At 69.4% G+C, this 16697-nt stretch carries 16 protein-coding genes; 8 read left to right on the top strand and 8 right to left on the bottom strand.

Features of this window, described 5'->3' with window-relative positions; genetic code table 11:
- The first annotated feature begins 59 nt into the window (after positions 1–59).
- The 3 genes from JFB92_RS16490 to JFB92_RS26255 all read left to right on the top strand — a co-directional run bounded on the left by JFB92_RS16490 (position 60) and on the right by JFB92_RS26255 (position 6053).
- Positions 60–1502, top strand: a complete 1443-nt coding sequence (locus JFB92_RS16490; RefSeq protein ID WP_233163402.1) for an alpha,alpha-trehalose-phosphate synthase (UDP-forming) — start codon at positions 60–62, stop codon at positions 1500–1502.
- A gap of 116 nt (positions 1503–1618) precedes the next feature.
- On the top strand, positions 1619–4213 hold the full coding sequence (gene otsB / locus JFB92_RS16485) for a trehalose-phosphatase (RefSeq protein WP_199041237.1): 2595 nt from the start codon (positions 1619–1621) through the stop codon (positions 4211–4213).
- Positions 4214–4283: 70 nt separating this feature from the next.
- Positions 4284–6053 carry a protein kinase domain-containing protein gene (locus tag JFB92_RS26255; protein ID WP_199041221.1) on the top strand — a complete coding sequence of 590 codons (1770 nt, stop codon included), beginning with the start codon at positions 4284–4286 and terminating at the stop codon, positions 6051–6053.
- Positions 6054–6116: 63 nt separating this feature from the next.
- Here the strand turns inward: JFB92_RS26255 and JFB92_RS16475 are convergent, their stop codons facing one another.
- Positions 6117–6470 (bottom strand): hypothetical protein, encoded by a 354-nt coding sequence (locus tag JFB92_RS16475; protein WP_199041219.1) that lies wholly within the window; start codon positions 6468–6470, stop codon positions 6117–6119.
- Positions 6471–6861: 391 nt separating this feature from the next.
- Here JFB92_RS16475 and JFB92_RS16470 point away from each other — a divergent pair, with 391 nt between their 5' ends.
- Positions 6862–7359, top strand: coding sequence for a DUF3145 domain-containing protein (locus JFB92_RS16470; RefSeq protein WP_199041216.1), 498 nt, complete (start codon positions 6862–6864; stop codon positions 7357–7359).
- A 55-nt stretch (positions 7360–7414) separates the two neighbouring features.
- Here JFB92_RS16470 and JFB92_RS16465 read toward each other — a convergent pair whose 3' ends face one another.
- Positions 7415–8059 (bottom strand): mycothiol-dependent nitroreductase Rv2466c family protein, encoded by a 645-nt coding sequence (locus JFB92_RS16465; protein WP_199041213.1) that lies wholly within the window; start codon positions 8057–8059, stop codon positions 7415–7417.
- 87 nt (positions 8060–8146) lie between these two features.
- Here JFB92_RS16465 and JFB92_RS16460 point away from each other — a divergent pair, with 87 nt between their 5' ends.
- The gene (locus JFB92_RS16460; RefSeq protein WP_199041210.1) at positions 8147–9016 is read left to right on the top strand and encodes a helix-turn-helix domain-containing protein; all 870 of its coding nucleotides are present in this window, start codon (positions 8147–8149) and stop codon (positions 9014–9016) included.
- Here the strand turns inward: JFB92_RS16460 and truB are convergent.
- The 5 genes from truB to JFB92_RS16440 form a co-directional block, all read right to left on the bottom strand.
- Entirely contained in the window at positions 9013–9849 is an 837-nt protein-coding gene (truB, locus tag JFB92_RS16455; RefSeq protein WP_233163408.1) for a tRNA pseudouridine(55) synthase TruB, read from the bottom strand. The genes JFB92_RS16460 and truB overlap by 4 nt on opposite strands.
- 431 nt (positions 9850–10280) lie before the next feature.
- Complete coding sequence (locus JFB92_RS27230; protein WP_504778751.1) at positions 10281–10421, bottom strand: VapC50 family PIN domain-containing toxin; 141 nt, start codon at positions 10419–10421, stop codon at positions 10281–10283.
- Positions 10422–10503: 82 nt separating this feature from the next.
- Positions 10504–11010, bottom strand: a complete 507-nt coding sequence (locus JFB92_RS16450) for a helix-turn-helix domain-containing protein (protein ID WP_199041205.1) — start codon at positions 11008–11010, stop codon at positions 10504–10506.
- 116 nt (positions 11011–11126) lie between these two features.
- A complete protein-coding gene (gene rbfA / locus JFB92_RS16445; RefSeq protein WP_199041201.1) occupies positions 11127–11561 on the bottom strand; it encodes a 30S ribosome-binding factor RbfA in 435 nt (144 codons plus the stop codon).
- A 26-nt stretch (positions 11562–11587) separates the two neighbouring features.
- A complete protein-coding gene (locus JFB92_RS16440; protein WP_199041198.1) occupies positions 11588–11884 on the bottom strand; it encodes a DUF503 domain-containing protein in 297 nt (98 codons plus the stop codon).
- 153 nt (positions 11885–12037) lie between these two features.
- On the opposite strand from JFB92_RS16440, the gene JFB92_RS16435 reads away from it, so the two are divergent.
- The 3 genes from JFB92_RS16435 to JFB92_RS16425 all read left to right on the top strand — a co-directional run bounded on the left by JFB92_RS16435 (position 12038) and on the right by JFB92_RS16425 (position 14546).
- Positions 12038–12568, top strand: coding sequence for a DUF6069 family protein (locus JFB92_RS16435; protein WP_199041194.1), 531 nt, complete (start codon positions 12038–12040; stop codon positions 12566–12568).
- Positions 12569–12645: 77 nt separating this feature from the next.
- Positions 12646–13908: a sensor histidine kinase gene (locus tag JFB92_RS16430; RefSeq protein ID WP_199041191.1), complete on the top strand. Its 1263-nt coding sequence runs from the start codon at positions 12646–12648 to the stop codon at positions 13906–13908.
- The gene (locus JFB92_RS16425; RefSeq protein ID WP_199041188.1) at positions 13899–14546 is read left to right on the top strand and encodes a LuxR C-terminal-related transcriptional regulator; all 648 of its coding nucleotides are present in this window, start codon (positions 13899–13901) and stop codon (positions 14544–14546) included. The genes JFB92_RS16430 and JFB92_RS16425 overlap by 10 nt, the downstream gene beginning before the upstream one ends.
- A gap of 157 nt (positions 14547–14703) precedes the next feature.
- On the opposite strand, the gene infB is transcribed toward JFB92_RS16425, so the two are convergent.
- A partial coding sequence (gene infB, locus JFB92_RS16420; protein ID WP_199041185.1) for a translation initiation factor IF-2 occupies positions 14704–16697 on the bottom strand: 1994 nt, incomplete at its 5' end.

Below are 16697 nucleotides of genomic sequence, written 5' to 3'. Positions count from 1 at the left end.
CACGGCGGCGGCACTCCCGGGCACCGCCGGTAATCTGGTGCCAAGGAGGGACTACCAAATTGAGCAACGCATCATTCATTGTCGTGGCCAACCGCCTCCCCGTCGACTCCACGGTCGACGACGAGGGAAATCGAACCTGGCGCCGATCCCCTGGCGGCCTCGTCACCGCCCTCGAACCAGTACTGCAGGCCAACCAGGGCACCTGGGTCGGCTGGGCCGGCCAGACCGGGCCGGCGCCCGAGCCCTTCGAGGCCGACGGGATCAGGCTGCTGCCGGTCGAGCTCAGCGGCGACGAAGTCAAACGCTACTACGAGGGGTTCTCGAACGCCTCGCTCTGGCCGCTCTACCACGACGCGGTCGAACCGCGGGTCTTCCGCCGCTCCTGGTGGAAGTCGTACCTGGAGGTCAACACCCGCTTCGCCGAGGTGTGCGCGGCCGAGGCCGCGCCCGGCGCGGTGGTCTGGGTCCAGGACTACCAGCTGCAACTGGTCCCGGCGATGCTCCGCGAGCGGCGACCGGACCTGCGCATCGGCTTCTTCCTGCACATCCCGTTCCCGCCGGTGGAACTGTTCATGCAGCTGCCGCACCGCATGGAGATCCTCAAGGGGCTCCTGGGGGCCGACCTGGTCGGCTTCCAGCGCCCGCTGGCGGCCCAGAACTTCCTGTCGCTGACCCGCCATCTGCTCGGCTACCGGCCGCGCGGCCACTACGTCACCGTCGACGACCGCCTGGTCCGGGCCGACGCCTTCCCGATCTCCATCGACACCGCCTACAACGAGCAGATCGCCGCCTCGGATCGAGTCCGGCAGCGCGCCAAGGAGATCCGCGCCGAGCTCGGCGACCCGGAGACGATCATGCTCGGGGTGGACCGGCTCGACTACACCAAGGGCATCGAGCAGCGCCTCAAGGCGTTCCGCGAGCTGCTGGAGGACGGCCGCTTCGAGGTGCCCCGGAACGTGATGGTCCAGGTGGCCACCCCCAGCCGCGAGAGGGTCGAGCAGTACCGGGTGCTGCGCGACAAGGTCGAACGCGAGGTCGGGCGCATCAACGGCGAATTCGGCCAGGTCGGGCTCCCGGCGGTGCACTACCTGCACCAGTCGTTCGACCGCTACGAGCTGGCCGCGCTATACCAGGCGGCCGATGTCATGGCCGTCACGCCGCTGCGCGACGGCATGAACCTGGTGGCCAAGGAGTTCGTGGCCAGCCAGGTCGACAACCACGGCGCGCTCGTTCTGAGCGAGTTCGCCGGTGCCGCAGGGGATCTCAGGCAGGCATATCTGGTGAACCCGCACGATTTGACCGGTTTGAAAGACGGATTTGTGACAGCGACGGAATCGTCCGCGGAAGATAAGATGAAGAGGATGCGCGCGATGAGGCGGTATCTGCGTAAGCACGACGTCACCCGATGGGCACGCAGTTTCCTCACGGCGCTAGGAGTTCCGGAGCGAAGCGCGGCGTACAATCCGGGCAGCTCGACCGCCGATGAGGCGGAAGGACACTAATTCCGAACTGCGCCCGGCGGGTCCTCTCGGCGAAGCTCGTGAGCGTAAATTCGGCTAGCCATCATTGTTAGGCACTTGCCTAAAATCGCAACTGACCGGTGTTGGAGATACGCCTGATGACCGCACCTAGCCCAGAGGGACTCGGCCCCGAAGGACTGAGTTCCTCCGACGAGCTTCGCTCGGCCCTGACCAGACTCGCTCGCGTTCCGCAACTGCTCATCGCCTGCGACTACGACGGCACGCTCGCCCCCATCGTGACCGATCCGTCCCAGGCGAAGCCGATCCCGGAGTCGGTGTCGGCGCTGCGAACGCTCGCGAATCTGCCGCAGACGAAGGTCGCGGTCGTCTCGGGGCGCGCGCTGCGGGACCTGGCGGCGCTCTCGCGGCTCCCCAGCGAGATCCACCTGGTCGGTTCGCACGGCTCGGAGTTCGACGTCGGCTTCACCCGGGCGCTCTCGAGCGAGGACCAGCGGCGGCGGGACAAGCTCGTGGCCGAGCTGACCGCCCTCGCCGAGCGCTACGAGGGCGCCCGGGTCGAGCCGAAGCCGGCCGGGGCGGCGCTGCACGTCAGGGAAGCGACCGAGAGCGACGCCGATGCGGCGGTCAGGGCGGCCCTGGAAGGCCCTTCCACTTGGGACGGGGTGCAGACCACCGAGGGCAAGGCGGTCATCGACCTGTCGGTGGTGACCACCCACAAGGGCGACGCCCTGGACAAGCTGCGCCATCAGCTGGGGGCCTCGGCCGTGCTGTTCCTCGGCGACGACGTGACCGACGAGAACGCGTTTGCGAACCTCCACGGCCCCGACATCGGCGTGCGGGTCGGGTCCGGGCCCACCCGGGCCACGCACCGGATCGCCGATCCGCAGGATGTCGCGAAGCTGCTCGCGCAGCTGGTCGACACCCGCCGGTCCTGGCTCCAGGGCGAGTCGGCCCAGCTCATCGAGCGGCACACGATGGTCGCCGACGGGGCCAACCACGCACTGCTGAGCCCGGACGGGCGGGTGGCGTGGATGTGCCACCCGCGCCCGGACTCGGGCTCGATCTTCGCCGAGCTGCTCGGCGGGGAGCACGCCGGGCACTTCACCGTGCAGCCGGTCAACGCCGGCATCCCGCTGGGGCAGCGGTACGTGGCCGGGACGATGACCGTCGAGACCCGCTGGCCGGGCCTGACGGTCACCGACTGGATGGACTCCACCCCGCGGCGCCGCGGCGACCTCAACGCCACGGTCCTGGTCCGCCAGATCACCGGTGAGGTCCCGGTCGAGATCACCTTCGCGCCGCGCCCGGAGTTCGGGCAGATGCCCGTGCAGCTCCAGCCGATCGACGAGTCGGGCCTGAAGGTCCTGAGCGCCAACGAGCCGATCAGCCTGCGCAGCCCCGGCGTGGAGTGGCGCGTCGAGCACGACGGCCAGCACTGCCTGGCCACCGCCCGGGTCGATCTGAGCCAGATCGGCGGCGAGTTGACCCTCGAGATGCGCTGCGGCGTCGACGACCTGGACGCGTGGAAGCCGCCGGTCAAGGTGCGGCGGCGCACCACCGAGGCCGGTTGGCGCAACTGGTCGGAGTCGCTGAAGCTCCCGCTCACCGAGCCCGAGGCGGTCTCGCGCTCGGCGCTGACGCTCCGGGCCCTGTGCTACCAGCCGACCGGCGCGATCCTGGCCGCCGGCACCACCTCGCTGCCCGAGGAGCTGGGCGGGGTCCGCAACTGGGACTACCGGTTCTGCTGGATCCGCGACGCGGCCATGACCGCGCACGCCCTGGTCGACCTCGGCTCGCTCACCGAGGCCGAGTCGTACTTCGAATACGTGGCAGGGATCATCGAACGCACCGTGGGGCACCCCGAGCGCCTCGCCCCGCTCTACGACATCGAGGGCGCCGCCCCCTCCCCCGAGGCGATCATCGACACCCTGCCCGGCTACGCCGGCTCGCGGCCGGTGCGCATCAACAACGCCGCCTCCAGCCAGGTGCAGCTCGACGTGTTCGGGCCGGTGGCGATGCTCATCGAGTCGGTCGCGCAGCGCCGCGGCCACCTGACCGACTTCGAGCAGTCGGTCATGACCAGCATGGTCGAGGCGGTAGAGAAGCGCTGGCACGAGCCCGACCACGGCATCTGGGAGGCCAGGCAGGCGCCGCGCCACCACGTCTACTCCAAGGTCATGTGCTGGGCGACGGTCGACCGCGCGCTCAAGGTCGCCGAGCAGTTCGGCATGGAGTACGGCCCCACCTGGCCCAAGCTGCGCGACTCGATCGCGGGGAACGTGCTGGAGCTGGGCTGGAACGACGAGGTCGGGGCCTACACGGCCGCCTACGGGCACGACGACCTGGACGCGGCCAGCCTGTGGGTGGGCCTGTCCGGGCTGCTGGAGCCCGACGACCCGCGGTATCTCAAGACGGTCCTGAAGATCGAGGCGGGCCTGCGCAGCGGTCCGACGGTCTACCGGTACCACCGCGACGACGGCCTGCCGGGCACCGAAGGCGGGTTCATCCTGTGCGCGGCCTGGATGGCCGAGGCGTACATGCAGGTGGGCCGCCGGACCGATGCCGAGGAGCTGTTCGAGCAGATCCTCGCCTGCGCCGGACCGACCGGCCTGCTGCCCGAGCAGTGGGACCCGATCGCCGAGCGCGGCCTGGGCAACCACCCGCAGGCGTACTCGCACCTGGGCCTGATCCGGGTCGCGAACCTGCTCAACGGGCAGGCCGGGCACATTTAGAAGCGGCGGCTAATCTGTTGGGGACGCTTGAACGTTCTTCACTGCTCGTCCCCAACAGAAAGCCGCACCCTTGAGCTCCCCCACTCCGGACATCCCCGGCTTCCGCGACTTCGAGATGGTCGCGCACGGGTCGACCGCGTTCGTCTACCGCGCCGTCCAGGAGCGGCTCGACCGGACCGTGGCCGTCAAGGTCCTCCTGGTCGACGACGACATGACGACCGCCGATTCGGTCTCCAAAGAGCTCGAGGCCACCGTCGCGGTCTCCAACCACCCCCACATCGTCTCGATCATCGACACCGGTTCGACCCAGATCGGGCAGCCGTACATCGTCATGGAGTACTGCGACGGCGGCTCCTATTCGGCGATCCTCAAGGCGGACGGCCCGCTGCCGGTCGGCGACGTCGTCGACGTGGGCATCAAGATCGGACAGGCGCTCCAGGCGGCGCACAACGCGAACATCCTGCACCGGGACGTCAAACCGCAGAACATCCTGCGGGGCCAGTACGGTCCGGCGCTGGCGGACTTCGGGATCGCCCGCGCCCCGGCGGCGCTGTCGGCGACCGAGGCGATCGACAAGCTCACCCCGCTCCACGCCTCACCGGAGGCACTGCTGCGTCAGGCCCAGACCGCCGCCAGCGACCTGTTCAGCCTCGCTTCGAGCATGTGGCACCTGCTGGCCGGGCACGCGCCGTTCGCCAACCCCGAGGGCGGGACCGACCCGGACACACACCGCGAGCGGGTCACCTCGGAGGCCCAGCCCCCGAAGCTCCAGCGCGACGACGTCCCCGAGTGGCTCGAGGGCCTGCTGCTGCGCTCGCTCTCGCGGGATCCGGCGCGGCGTCCGGAGTCCTGCGCCGCCTTCGCCGAGGAGCTCCAGCGGGGCCTGTTCGGTTCCACCGGCGGGATCGCGAAGATCGGGGGCCCGGCCAAGATCGGCGACGTCAGCAACGAGGCCACGGTCTACCGGCCCTTGGAGAGCCGGCCGCCGCAGATGGGGCCGCTGGATCCGTTCGCGCCGGTCGGCTCGCAGCCTCCGAACTCGCCCGATTCGGCCTACACGCTCGGGTCGACCGGCGGCTACGGCGCGCAGCTGGGGCAGCCGGCGGACCCGCGGTACTCGGGCCAGCTGGACGGCTCGGCGCCGGTCAGCAGCGCTCCGAACGCGATGCAGAACTACGTTGCCGAGGGCGCGCCGCCGGTCTCGGCGGCTCCGCATTCTGCGCCTCCGCAGGCGCCGGTGAGCATGCAGCCGCCGAGCACGCCGTGGGCGCCGCAGGGGGCCGCACCCGCGCCGCCGCAGTCGGCTCCGCCGGGGCAGCCGGCGGCGTTCGCCCCGCCGGTCATCTCCCGCGACGGCGGCAAGCGCAGCGCGGGGCCGGCCAAGCCCGCCAAGGCCCCGGCCGCGGAAGAGGGGCGCGGCCTCAAGCCGTACCTGGTCCTGGGCCTGGTGATCACGGTCGTGCTCTCGCTGGTCGTGGTCGGCTGGCTGTGGCTGTTCAACTCCGACGGCGTCGACGACGTACCCGAGGCCGAGACCGAGGGCGCCGACGCGCCGCGCAACGTCCAGATCGCCTCGTGGATCGACGGCGAGGTCACGCTGACCTGGGAGGCCCCGGCGACCGCCGACGAGGCCGAATCGCAGTTGCAGTACTACGTGCTGGGGCAGCGCGTCGGCGACGACCAGGCGTCCAACCTCGGGGAGACCGTGGAGCTCGAGTTGAGCACGGGCGGGCTCATCCCCGACGAGGAGTACTGCTTCCAGGTGGCCGCGCTCTGGGAAGTGAGTTACACGCCCATGTCGGAGCCGGTGTGCACCGACGACGAGGAGTCCGAAGGATAGGGCCCGGAGACGGAAGAAGGCTCCCTCCGCCGTGCGGAAGGAGCCTCTGCCGTATCGGGTGCCTCAGGCGGCGGCCTCGGCGACCTCGCCGAAAGCACCGGCCTCTTCGAGGGACTTCAAGGTGGTGTCCCAGCCCTGCTCGGCGGGCAGGTCGGCGGCGAAGGCCTCGATCTCGGCCTTGATCTTCTCGCCGTGCCCGGCCTCGGCGAGGACCTTGACGGCCTCGGCGAAGTCGTCCGAACCGGTGGCGAAGTGCTTGGTGCTGCCATCGGTCAGGTCGCGCAGGTACACGTGCTTGCCCTTGTTGAGCGGGATCAGGTACTTGAATTCCCCGAGAACGTTGAGTCCGCCCGCCTTGCCTGCCTTCTGGCCGGCCTTGACGGAAGCGCGTGCTGTTTTCGAAGTGTTGGCTGCCACGCCGGTCTCCTCACCATGTGTAAGACGATTGCTCGGCCAGACGCAGGCAGCGGCCCCTTGTAGGGCACTGAACCTGGGTTGGACCACAAAAGAAAACCGACAGTATGCCGGTCTACGACCCAGTGTATCTCAGGCCCGCGTTCCGCCTCCTAGCACATGGCGAGGATGTGATGCATCGAATCATCTAAAAAATGAGTGCTCGGAGCGCTTTAAGCCTAGCGCGATGTGTTCAGAGCTGTCAGTATGTAACTGAGCGGAATAGCGTGCCGGGTTCGAGTTCATCCCTTGCTCTACCCGGTCGATACCCGTTGGGAGACTTCGAATCGTCTCGAATTGACCACAAGGAGTGATCCGTACTCAAGAGATACGCCGATTCCCAAGGAGGTGCGCGATGCAGACACGCGGCGTGATCTACATCCACTCCAGCCCGCCGGCGGTGTGCCCGCACGTCGAGTGGGCGATCGGACGTGTCCTCGGATCGAACTCCGTCAAGCTCGGTTGGTCTCCGCAGGAGGTCGAGCGCGGGAACATGCGCGCCGAGCGCCCCTGGGCCGGCGATCCGGGCATGGCCGCCGACGTCGCGAAGGCGCTGGCGCAGTGGAACATGCTCCGCTTCGAGGTCACCGAGGAGCCGAGCCCCGGCATCGACGGCACGCGCATCATGCACGTGCCTGGCCGCGGCCTCTACCGCGCGGCGATGGGGGCCGGCGGCGGCGTCATGATCGCCGAGGACCGCATCCGCGCCCTCCTGGCGACCACGACCGGCAACGAGGCCCTGCGAAGCGGCCTCGACCAGCTGCTGGGTCTGGAGTGGGACCGCGATCTCGAGCCCTACCGGCAGGCCGGCGGGGGCGAGGAGCAGTCCTGGCTCTCCCAGGTGAGCTTATAGACCCGACGGGACCGGCCCCGGGCTCCGCCCGGGGCCGGTCCCGTGCGTCCGGGTCCTAGTCGGCGGTTAGGTTGCTGAAGTCCGGGCCCTTGGTGCGGGTGCGCTTGAGTTCGTAGAAGCCCGGGGTGGTGGTCACGGCGTAGACGCCGTCCCAGAGTTTCGCGGCGGCCTCTCCCTGCGGGGCCGGGGTGACCACGGGACCGAAGAGGCCGACCTGCTCGCCCTCGTCGTTCTCCACGGCCACCACGGGGGTGCCGACGTCGGTGCCGACCAGGTCGATTCCGCGCTGGTGGGAGGCGCGGAGGGCCTCGTCGTACTCGTCGGACCCGCCGACTTCGGCCAGTTCGGCCGGGAGCCCGGTCTTCTCCAGCGCGGCCGGGATGTAGACCTCGGAGTTCTTCTCGCCGTCGAGGTGGATCCGGTTGCCCAGGGCCGTGTAGAGCCGGCCGAGGGTGTCGTTGTCGTACTTCTGGGCGACGGCCGTTGCCACCCGTACTGCCGGGAGGGTCTTCGGCATCATCTCGGCGTAGTGTTCGGGAAGTTCGTCGAGCCTCGGTTCGTTCAGCACGAACAGGCTCATCACGTTCCAGCGGACGTGGAGGTCGCGGCGCTTGGCCGCCTCGATGATCCAGCGGGAGGTCATCCACGCCCAGGGGCACGCGGGGTCGAACCAGAAGTCCACGGTCTTGGTATCTGCCATGGGCACAAGGCTACTTCAAATTTAAACAACCACAAGGGGGCGCGAAGGCGCCCTGAAACCTCGCTCCACCGGATAAACTGGACACCGATGCTGGTCAGAACTCGACACGACGACATTCCGGCACGCTCGTTGAACGCCTCCGGTCCGCTTCCGGTCGGCGTCGAGGTGCTCTCGCTCGCCCAACTGCGCGAGCGCGACGGCGGCCCGGAGCGCCCGGTGCGTTCCGATCTCCACCATCTGCTCACCCTCAGCTCGGGCTCGCTGTGGCATTCGGTGGACTTCACCGACTACGCGCTGCGGCCCGGCTCGTGGCTGTGGGCCCGGCCCGGCCAGGTGCAGCAGTGGTCGAAGCTGGAGGGCGCCGAGGGAACCCTGGTGCGCTTCGAAGGCGGCTTCCTGGATCCCGACACTGCGATCGGGGTCTGCGCCGACGATCCGCACGCGCCGGTGCTGCGCAACCCGAGCGCCGAGGACCACGCGATCATCCGGGTCGCGGCGAGCCAGCTGCAATGGGAGTTCGGCGCGACCGAGCGGCTCCCGCTGGACACGCGCCTCCAGGTGCTGCGGCACCTGCTGGCGGTGCTGCTGCTGCGGATCGCCGCGCTTCCCGCCGAGGGCGGCAGCGGGTCCGAACCGGGCGAGATCTACCTGGCGTTCCGCGACGCGGTCGAGCGCGACTTCGCCGGGAGCCGCCGCCTGGCCGACTACGCGGCGGCCCTGGCCTATTCGCCGCGCACGCTCTCGCGGTCCACGCTCGCGGCGGTCGGAATGCCGGCCAAGGAGTTCATCGACCGGCGGGTGGTCCTGGAGGCCAAGCGGCTCCTGGCCAGCTCGGACCTGTCGGCCGCCCGCATCGGGGCGCGGCTGGGCTTCTCGAGCGCGACCAACTTCAGCAAGTACTTCCACAAGTACACCGGGATGACGCCGGGGGGCTTCCGGGTCTCGGTACTGAACTAGGCGGCGGCGAAGACGGTCTCGGGTTTGGCGCGGGGACCGCGGTCGGTCATGACCGCCAGGAGTTCCCCGGCCTCGTCCAGCACGGCGTAGCGGCCGTCGATGCCGGCGGCCTCGAGCGATTTGCCGAAGGAGAGTGCCTTGGCCTCGGCGGCGGTGGCGGTGCGGGTGGGCATGAGGCGGGCGGCCGCGGCTCCGAGCGGCATGAGTTCGACCGGGCCTGGGGCCTCGGAGCGTTCGGCCAGTTCGTCGAGGGTCGCGGCCTCGTCGAGTCCGAATCGGCCGATTCTGGTGCGGCGCAACGCGGTCAAGTGCCCGCCGACTTCGAGTGCGGCGCCGAGGTCGCGGGCGATGGCGCGGATGTAGGTGCCGGAGGAGCACGAGACGTCGATGTCGAGGTCGATCACCGGGAGTCCGTCGGCGTCGGTCGTCCTGCGGATCGGTCCGGTCTCGATCGAGGCGATGGTGACCCGCCGGGGCTCGAGTTCGACCGTCTCGCCGTCGCGGACGCGTTTGTAGGCCCGCTGGCCATCGATCTTGACGGCGCTGACGGCGCTGGGGACCTGGTCGATCTCCCCGACCATCCTTTCCAGGGCCGCGCGGATCGCCTCGTCGGCCACTCCGGAGGGGTCTCGGGTGGCGGTCATCTCGCCTTCGGCGTCGTCGGTGACGGTGGACCGGCCGAGCCGGATCGTGGCCGCGTACGACTTGTCGAGGCCGGAGACGTAGGTCAGGAGCTTGGTGCCCTTGCCGACGGCGACGATGAGGACGCCGGTGGCCATCGGGTCGAGCGTGCCGCCGTGGCCGACCTTGCGGGTGCCGCAGATGCGGCGCATGCGGGCCACCGCCCCGTGGGAGGTGATGCCCTGAGGTTTGTCGACGACGGCGATGCCCGGCTGCGGTGAAGTCACAGCCGTAGAGGCTAACCGGCGTCGCCCGGCCGCGGCGCGGCGGCGGTGGCTATTGGTGGCGGTCGAGCGATTCCTGGAGGGCGCGCAGCGCCTCGGACTTCTGATCGTCCCACTTAGTGGAACGCGTGCGGCGTTTACGTCGCGGCGATGACTTGGCGTTCATCCTCGATACCTTAACGGGCGTTCAAGGTTTGCACAGCCGTAAATCCAGATATTGAGACGATTATCGTCACCCGCGCTCGGCGCCCACCACGGCCCAGGCGCCAATACACGCGAGCCAGTGGATGACCGCGCATCCACTGAGCGCTAAGGCCGCGAGTCCGCTCCGGAAGAAGAGAGGCCCCAGCCGAGTGAAGTCAACGCTGGATGTACCGGCGGACTTCGGCCGCGAATCCGGGCACGCCGGATCTGTCTAGCCTGCCGAGCAGGCCCGCGACGTTCAACGGCTCACGCCGGAACCGGGCCGCCTGCCGCCTCAGCTCACACAGAATGTCCATTGACCACAGCGGTCGATAAAGGTCATCTTCGGCCAGTGACAGCAACGTATCGCACGGATAGGCTGGAAAGAGCACGCAGGTGTCAAGCAACGCTGATTGACGCACGCGACAGGCCTAACCGAGTGGGCTTCATCGGCATCGGTGAGTCGTACAGGCCCGCTTCCTCGCCTTCGGCGACCATCTCTCCGAGCCCGGCCCGCCGCTCGCGGCGGCTGCGTTCCTGGTATGCCAGCACATCCCTAAGCAGTACCCGCCGATGTCGGCCACGTTTGCTGAACGGGACCTCGCCGTCCTCCAACAGCCGCACGAGCGTGGGCCGTGAGATGTTGAGCAAGTCCGCCGCCTCCTGCGTGGTAAGCATCGTGTTGTGCGGGGCGATGGTGATGGCCAGGCCCTGCGACAGCGTTTCAACCACATCGCGAAGCGCCTGGTAGACCTCGTCCGGCAGCTCGATCGTCGACCCGTCCGGGCCCACCAGCCTGGCTCGGCATGGCTCAACCTCGACCGCCAAGGCGCGGACCAGCTCCTCGAGCCGATTCAGGTGGGTCGACGGCGGAAGAATCGTCCGTTCATCCAGCACACCGGTCATGTTCGACACCTCCTAGACACGATCCTATCGCTATTCGAAAAAAACGAAAACGATAGCCGGGAGCGCCAGGGAGGCGATGCGCCGATACGGGGCCGGGGCAGTGGATGCCCCGGCGGTCACTCCTCGTCCTCGGGCTTGTCTTCCTCGCGGTACGGGTTGGGGTCGCCGGCGTAGGCGGCTCCCCGGGCGATCTTGTGGACCTCGGCGTCGGCCTTGGCGGCCTCGGCCAGGAGCTCCTCGATGCGGCCGGCGTGCTCGGGGACCGTGTCGGCCACGAACGCCAGCGACGGCGTGTGCCGCATCCCCAGGGCCCGGCCGACGACCGTGCGCAGGTGGCCCCGGGCGCGCTCGAGCGCCGCCGAGGAGGACTTCACCTGCTCCTCATCGCCGAGGACGGTGTAGAAGATCGTCGCTTCCCGCAGGTCGGGGGTCATGCGCGCGTCAGTGATGGTGACCATGCCCACGCGCGGGTCCTTGAGCTTGCGCACCGCCTGAGCGGTCAGCTCCATGACCCGCTTGGCCACCTGGGACCGCTTCGCCTCATCAGCCATGTCGTCTTCCCTGCCTTCTGCTTCCTCTACTCGTCCTCGGGACCGAACACGCGGCGGCGGACGCCGAGCAGCTCGACCTCCGGGCGCGCGGCCACGAGTTTCTCGCACGCGTTCAGGATCTCCTGCACGTGCGGGTGGTCGCCCGCCACGGCGGCGACGCCCACGGTCGTGCGTCCGTGGAGGTCCTGGTCGCCGACTTCGGCCGCCGCCACCTCGAACTTCCGCAGCGCGGCGACGATCGGGCGCACATATGAGCGCTTGGCCTTCAGCGAGCGGGAGTCGGGCGGGAGGAGGAGATCGAATTCGGCGCATCCGGTGAACACCGCTCTAGATTACGCGTCCCGGCCGCGAGCACCAAGATCATTTAGTCCGCCCGAAATCCGCCGTTTCGGGATGTCGGTCACGTGCCTCTTGCGACCATGGCCTGTAGAGGAGAACACCGGACCGAATTCACGGCACCGCCATGAGGGGGAACCATGTCCGCACCGCAGAGCGGGTGGGAACAGCAGTACGGCGACCAGACGCGGCGTTTTCCGGCCGAGTCCACGGCCGGACCGGACCAGCGGCCCGGCGTGGAGGGGGGCAAGCTGTGGGCCGGCGGCTTCGGCACCGCCGTGGTCGCGGCGCTGGTGGCGCTGGTGGGGATCCTGCTGGTGCGCGGGGTGCTCGACATCCACATCCTGTCGCCGTCCGACGCCGGGACCTACGGGGACACCACGACCACGACCTATGCCTTCGGGGCCTTCGGCATCGCGCTCCTCGCCACCGGGCTGCTGCACCTGATGCTGCTGCTCATGCCGCGCCCGATGGCGTTCTTCAACTGGGTCATGATGCTGGCCACGGCCGTGGCGGTGCTGATTCCGTTCACGGTGGAGGCCGAGCTGGAGTCCCAGATCGCGACCGCGGCGGTGAACCTGGTGATCGGGATCTGCATCATGAGCCTGCTGAACTCGGTCGCCGGGATCGCGACCCGCCCGGCCGACGCGCCGGGCGCCGGGGTGCGGTGAGGGTAGGGCCAGCCCTACCCCCGATCCGCCTGCCCGCAGGCTCGCTGCGGCCGGAGCGCACCGCTTAGATTGGACGCATGCGAAAGACGCTCCGGCAACTGGGGATCGATACCGGCTACAACCTCTCGTCGTTCTTCATCGCCCTGCCCGCCTTCATCATCAGCATCGTGGGACTCGCCTTGGGGACGGGCACGGCGATCATCTGGATCGGCATCCCGATCGCGGCGTCGACGCTGCTGGCCATGCGCGGCGTGGCCGTCGCCGGCCGGGCCCAGCTCCCGTTCGTGCTCCGGCGGCAGCTGCCGCGGCCGCGCTACAAGCGGGCCCCGGAGGGCAGTTCCGTGCTGCGCCGGTTCCTGACGGTGTTCACCGACGGGCAGTCCTGGCTGAACGCGCTGTGGGCAGTGGCGAACTTCCCGGTGGCCGTCGCGGCGTTCGCGATCACCATCTCCTGGTGGCTCGCGACGGTGGCCGCTATCACCCGGCCCCTGTACGCGTGGATCATTTTTCTTGCCACCGGCGACACCGACGACGGACTCGAGTACGCCACCCGGTGGCTCGGCTGGGGAGACTCGTACTTCGCCACCTCGATCCTCTCGATCCTGGGCGGACTGATCATGGCCGCGCTCCTGGTGCCGATCGTCCGAGGTCTGGCCCTCGCCCAGGGCTACATCGGCAAGGGCCTGCTGACCTCGCTGAGCGGCCTGCACGAGCGGATCGACAGCCTGGAGGAGTCTCGGGACGCGGCCACCAGCGCCGAAGCCGAGGCGCTGCGGCGCATCGAGCGCGACATCCACGACGGTCCGCAGCAGCGGCTGGTCAGCCTCGGCATGGAGCTGGCGCGGGTGCGGCGGCAGATGGAGGCCAACCCCGAGGCGGCCCAGGCGACCCTGGAGGAGGCGATCGCCCAGACCCGGGACACGATCGACGAACTGCGGGCGCTTTCGAGGGGCATCGCCCCGCCGATCCTGACCGACCGCGGCCTGGAGGCCGCCCTGGCGGCCCTGACGGCGCGCTCGACGGTGCCGGTGGCGCTGGAGACAGACGTGAAGGGCCGCTACCGGGCGAACGTGGAGAGCACGGTGTACTTCGTGGTCGCCGAGGCGCTGACGAACATCAGCAAGCACGCTCGGGCCTCCCAGGCTTCGGTGAAGGTCGAGGACTGGAGCGATAGGCTGGTGGTCTCGATCGGCGACAACGGGGTCGGGGGCGCGCACGTCTCCAAGGGGCACGGGCTCTCCGGCCTGGCCGATCGCATCAGAGCCGCCGAGGGCGAATGGACGCTCGACTCACCCGAGGGCGGTCCGACGGTGATCGTAGCGGAGGTTCCGTGCGCGTAGTGGTGGCCGATGACGCCGTGCTCATCAGGTCCGGGCTGGTCAAGCTCCTGGAGGAGTTCGAGTGCGAGGTCGTGGCCGTGGTCGGCGACGGGGACGCGCTCGTCGAGGCCGTGAAGGAGCACGAGCCGGACGTCTCGGTGGTCGACGTGCGGATGCCGCCGTCGTTCACCGACGAGGGACTGCGCGCGGCCACTCGGGCGCGCGAGCTGGTGCCGGGGGCGCCGGTGCTCATCCTGTCCCAGTACGTCGAGGTCTCCTACGCCGACGACCTCCTCGCCGACGCGCGCGGCGCCGTGGGCTACCTGCTCAAGGACCGCGTGATCGACGTGGACGACTTCATGGACTCCCTGCGCCGCGTGGCCGGCGGGGGGACGGTCTTCGATCCCGAGGTGGTGTCCCAGCTGATGGTCCGCAGGAGAAGCGACGATCCGGTGGCGTCCCTGACGCCGCGAGAGAGAGAAGTCCTCTCGTTGATGGCCGAGGGCCACTCGAACAAGGCGATCGCCGGGAAGCTGTTCGTCTCCGACGGGGCGGTCGAGAAGCACATCCGGAACATCTTCACCAAGCTGGGCCTGCGCAGCGAGGACGGCGACCACCACCGCAGAGTGAAGGCCGTCTTGACTTACCTGCGCTCGTAAACCGGAGTCCGCAAGCCGCGCTCTGTCATGCGGCTCGGCCGCGGTCGGATATCGCGGCGGTCTCGCCGTGGACGGACCGCGGCGCGGCCCGGTTGAGACCCGGCTTTCGCCGGGCTCTCCCGAGCCGCGCCGCGGCTTCGTTCTCGAGCGGTCGCGCTCAGTCGCGCGGCTTCTCACGCATCTCGAAGGCTTCGATGATGTCGCCCTCTTCGATGTTGTTGTAGTTCTTCAAGGTGATACCGCACTCGTAGCCCTCGCGGACCTCGGTGGCGTCGTCCTTGAAGCGGCGCAGCGAGTCGATCGTGGTCTCGGTGACGACCTTGCCGTCCCGGACCAGGCGGACCTTCGCGTTGCGCTTCACGCTGCCCTTGGTGACCAGGCAGCCGGCGATGTTGCCGAACTTCGAGGAGCGGAAGACCTCGCGGATCTCGGCCGAGCCGAGCTCCGCTTCCTCGTACTCGGGCTTGAGCATGCCCTTGAGTGCGGTCTCGATCTCCTCGATCGCCTGGTAGATCACCGTGTAGTAGCGGATGTCGACGCCTTCGCGCTCGGCCATCTCCTTGACCCGGCCCTCGGCGCGGACGTTGAAGGCGATGACCGTCGCCGACTCCTCGTCGCCGGCCGCGGCCAGGTTGACGTCGTTCTCGGTGACCGATCCGACGCCGCGGTGGATGACCCGCAGCTGCACCTCGTCGGGGACATCGAGTCCGACCAGGGCCTCTTCGAGGGCCTCGACCGAACCGGCGCCGTCGCCCTTGATGATGAGCGAGAGCGTGGTGCGCTCGCCCTCGGCGATCTTGTCCATGAGGTTCTCGAGCGTGGTGCGCGAGGCGCGGGCCGCCTGCTGGGCCGCGCGGCGGCGTGCCTGCCGCTGCTCGGCGATCTGGCGGACCGTGCGGTCGTCGTCGGCCGCGAGGAACACGTCCCCGGCCATCGGCACCGAGGCCAGGCCCTGGACCTGCACCGGGAACGATGGCGTGGACTCCTTGACGCGCTTGCCGTCGGCGTTGAGCATCGCGCGGACGCGGCCGTAGGCGCCTCCGGCGACGATCGAGTCGCCGACCCGGAGCGTGCCCTTCTGGACCAGGACGCTGGCGACGGGGCCGCGACCCTTGTCCAGGTGGGCCTCGATCGCGACGCCCTGGGCGTTGCCGGTCACCGGGGCCGAGAGCTCCAGCGAGGCGTCCGCGGTCAGCAGGACCGCCTCGAGCAGTTCGGGGATGCCGATGCGCGGCTTGGCGGCCACGTTGACGAACATGGTCTCGCCGCCGTACTCCTCGGCGACCAGGCCGTACTCGGTCAGCTGCTGGCGGACCTTGTCCGGGTTGGCGTCGGGCAGGTCGGTCTTGTTGACCGCGACCACGACCGGCGCGTTGGCGGCCTTGGCGTGGTTGAGCGCCTCGACCGTCTGCGGCATGACGCCGTCATCGGCCGCGACGACCAGGACCACGATGTCGGTCACGTTCGCACCGCGGGCGCGCATGGCGGTGAACGCCTCGTGGCCCGGGGTGTCGATGAACGTGATCGCGCGGTCTTCGCCCTCGTGCTCCACGCCCACCTGGTAGGCGCCGATGTGCTGGGTGATGCCGCCGGCCTCGCCCTCGACCACGTTGGTGTGCCGGATCGCGTCCAGCAGCTTGGTCTTACCGTGGTCGACGTGGCCCATGACGGTCACGACCGGCGGACGCGGCAGCTGCTCGGCCTTGCTCTCCTCGTCGAGGTCGATGCCGAACTGCGCGAGCAGCTCCTTGTCCTCCTCTTCCGGGCTGACGATCTTGATGTCCCAGTCCAGGTGCGCACCGAGCAGCTCGAGCGTCTCGTCGGGAACCGACTGGGTGGCGGTGACCATCTCGCCCAGGCCGAACAGCTCTTGGACGAGCGTGCCCGGCAGAGTGCCGATCTTGTCGGCGAAGTCGGACAGCGTCGCACCGCGCGGGAGCCGGATCTGCTCGCCGTTGCCGCGGGGCGCGCCCGACTGCATCTTCGGCGCCGAGAGGTTGTCGAACTCCTGACGCCTCTGCCGACGCGACTTGCGCGACTTGCCTCGGGGCCCGCCGCGGCCGAATGCGCCCGCGGCGCCGCCGCCTCGGGCCTTGCCGCCGCCGCGGCCGCCGCCCCCGCGATAGGGGGCCGGCGCGGTCTGAGGACCGC

Source organism: Glycomyces salinus (assembly GCF_016428645.1).
Lineage (GTDB): Bacteria > Actinomycetota > Actinomycetes > Mycobacteriales > Micromonosporaceae > Glycomyces > Glycomyces salinus.
Note: the sequence above shows the minus strand (reverse complement) of the source record. Positions and strands in the feature narration are given on the sequence as shown.

What these genes read in the sequence shown, in the direction of transcription:
- JFB92_RS16450 (WP_199041205.1), bottom strand. Translation starts at nt 11,010, where the DNA reads ATGACCGGTGTGCTGGATGAACGGACGATTCTTCCGCCGTCGACCCAC.
- JFB92_RS16430 (WP_199041191.1), top strand. Translation starts at nt 12,646, where the DNA reads ATGCGAAAGACGCTCCGGCAACTGGGGATCGATACCGGCTACAACCTC.
- JFB92_RS27230 (WP_504778751.1), bottom strand. Translation starts at nt 10,421, where the DNA reads ATGGACATTCTGTGTGAGCTGAGGCGGCAGGCGGCCCGGTTCCGGCGT.
- rbfA (WP_199041201.1), bottom strand. Translation starts at nt 11,561, where the DNA reads ATGGCTGATGAGGCGAAGCGGTCCCAGGTGGCCAAGCGGGTCATGGAG.
- otsB (WP_199041237.1), top strand. Translation starts at nt 1,619, where the DNA reads ATGACCGCACCTAGCCCAGAGGGACTCGGCCCCGAAGGACTGAGTTCC.
- JFB92_RS16465 (WP_199041213.1), bottom strand. Translation starts at nt 8,059, where the DNA reads ATGGCAGATACCAAGACCGTGGACTTCTGGTTCGACCCCGCGTGCCCC.
- truB (WP_233163408.1), bottom strand. Translation starts at nt 9,849, where the DNA reads ATGCGCCGCATCTGCGGCACCCGCAAGGTCGGCCACGGCGGCACGCTC.
- JFB92_RS16460 (WP_199041210.1), top strand. Translation starts at nt 8,147, where the DNA reads ATGCTGGTCAGAACTCGACACGACGACATTCCGGCACGCTCGTTGAAC.
- JFB92_RS16470 (WP_199041216.1), top strand. Translation starts at nt 6,862, where the DNA reads ATGCAGACACGCGGCGTGATCTACATCCACTCCAGCCCGCCGGCGGTG.
- JFB92_RS16435 (WP_199041194.1), top strand. Translation starts at nt 12,038, where the DNA reads ATGTCCGCACCGCAGAGCGGGTGGGAACAGCAGTACGGCGACCAGACG.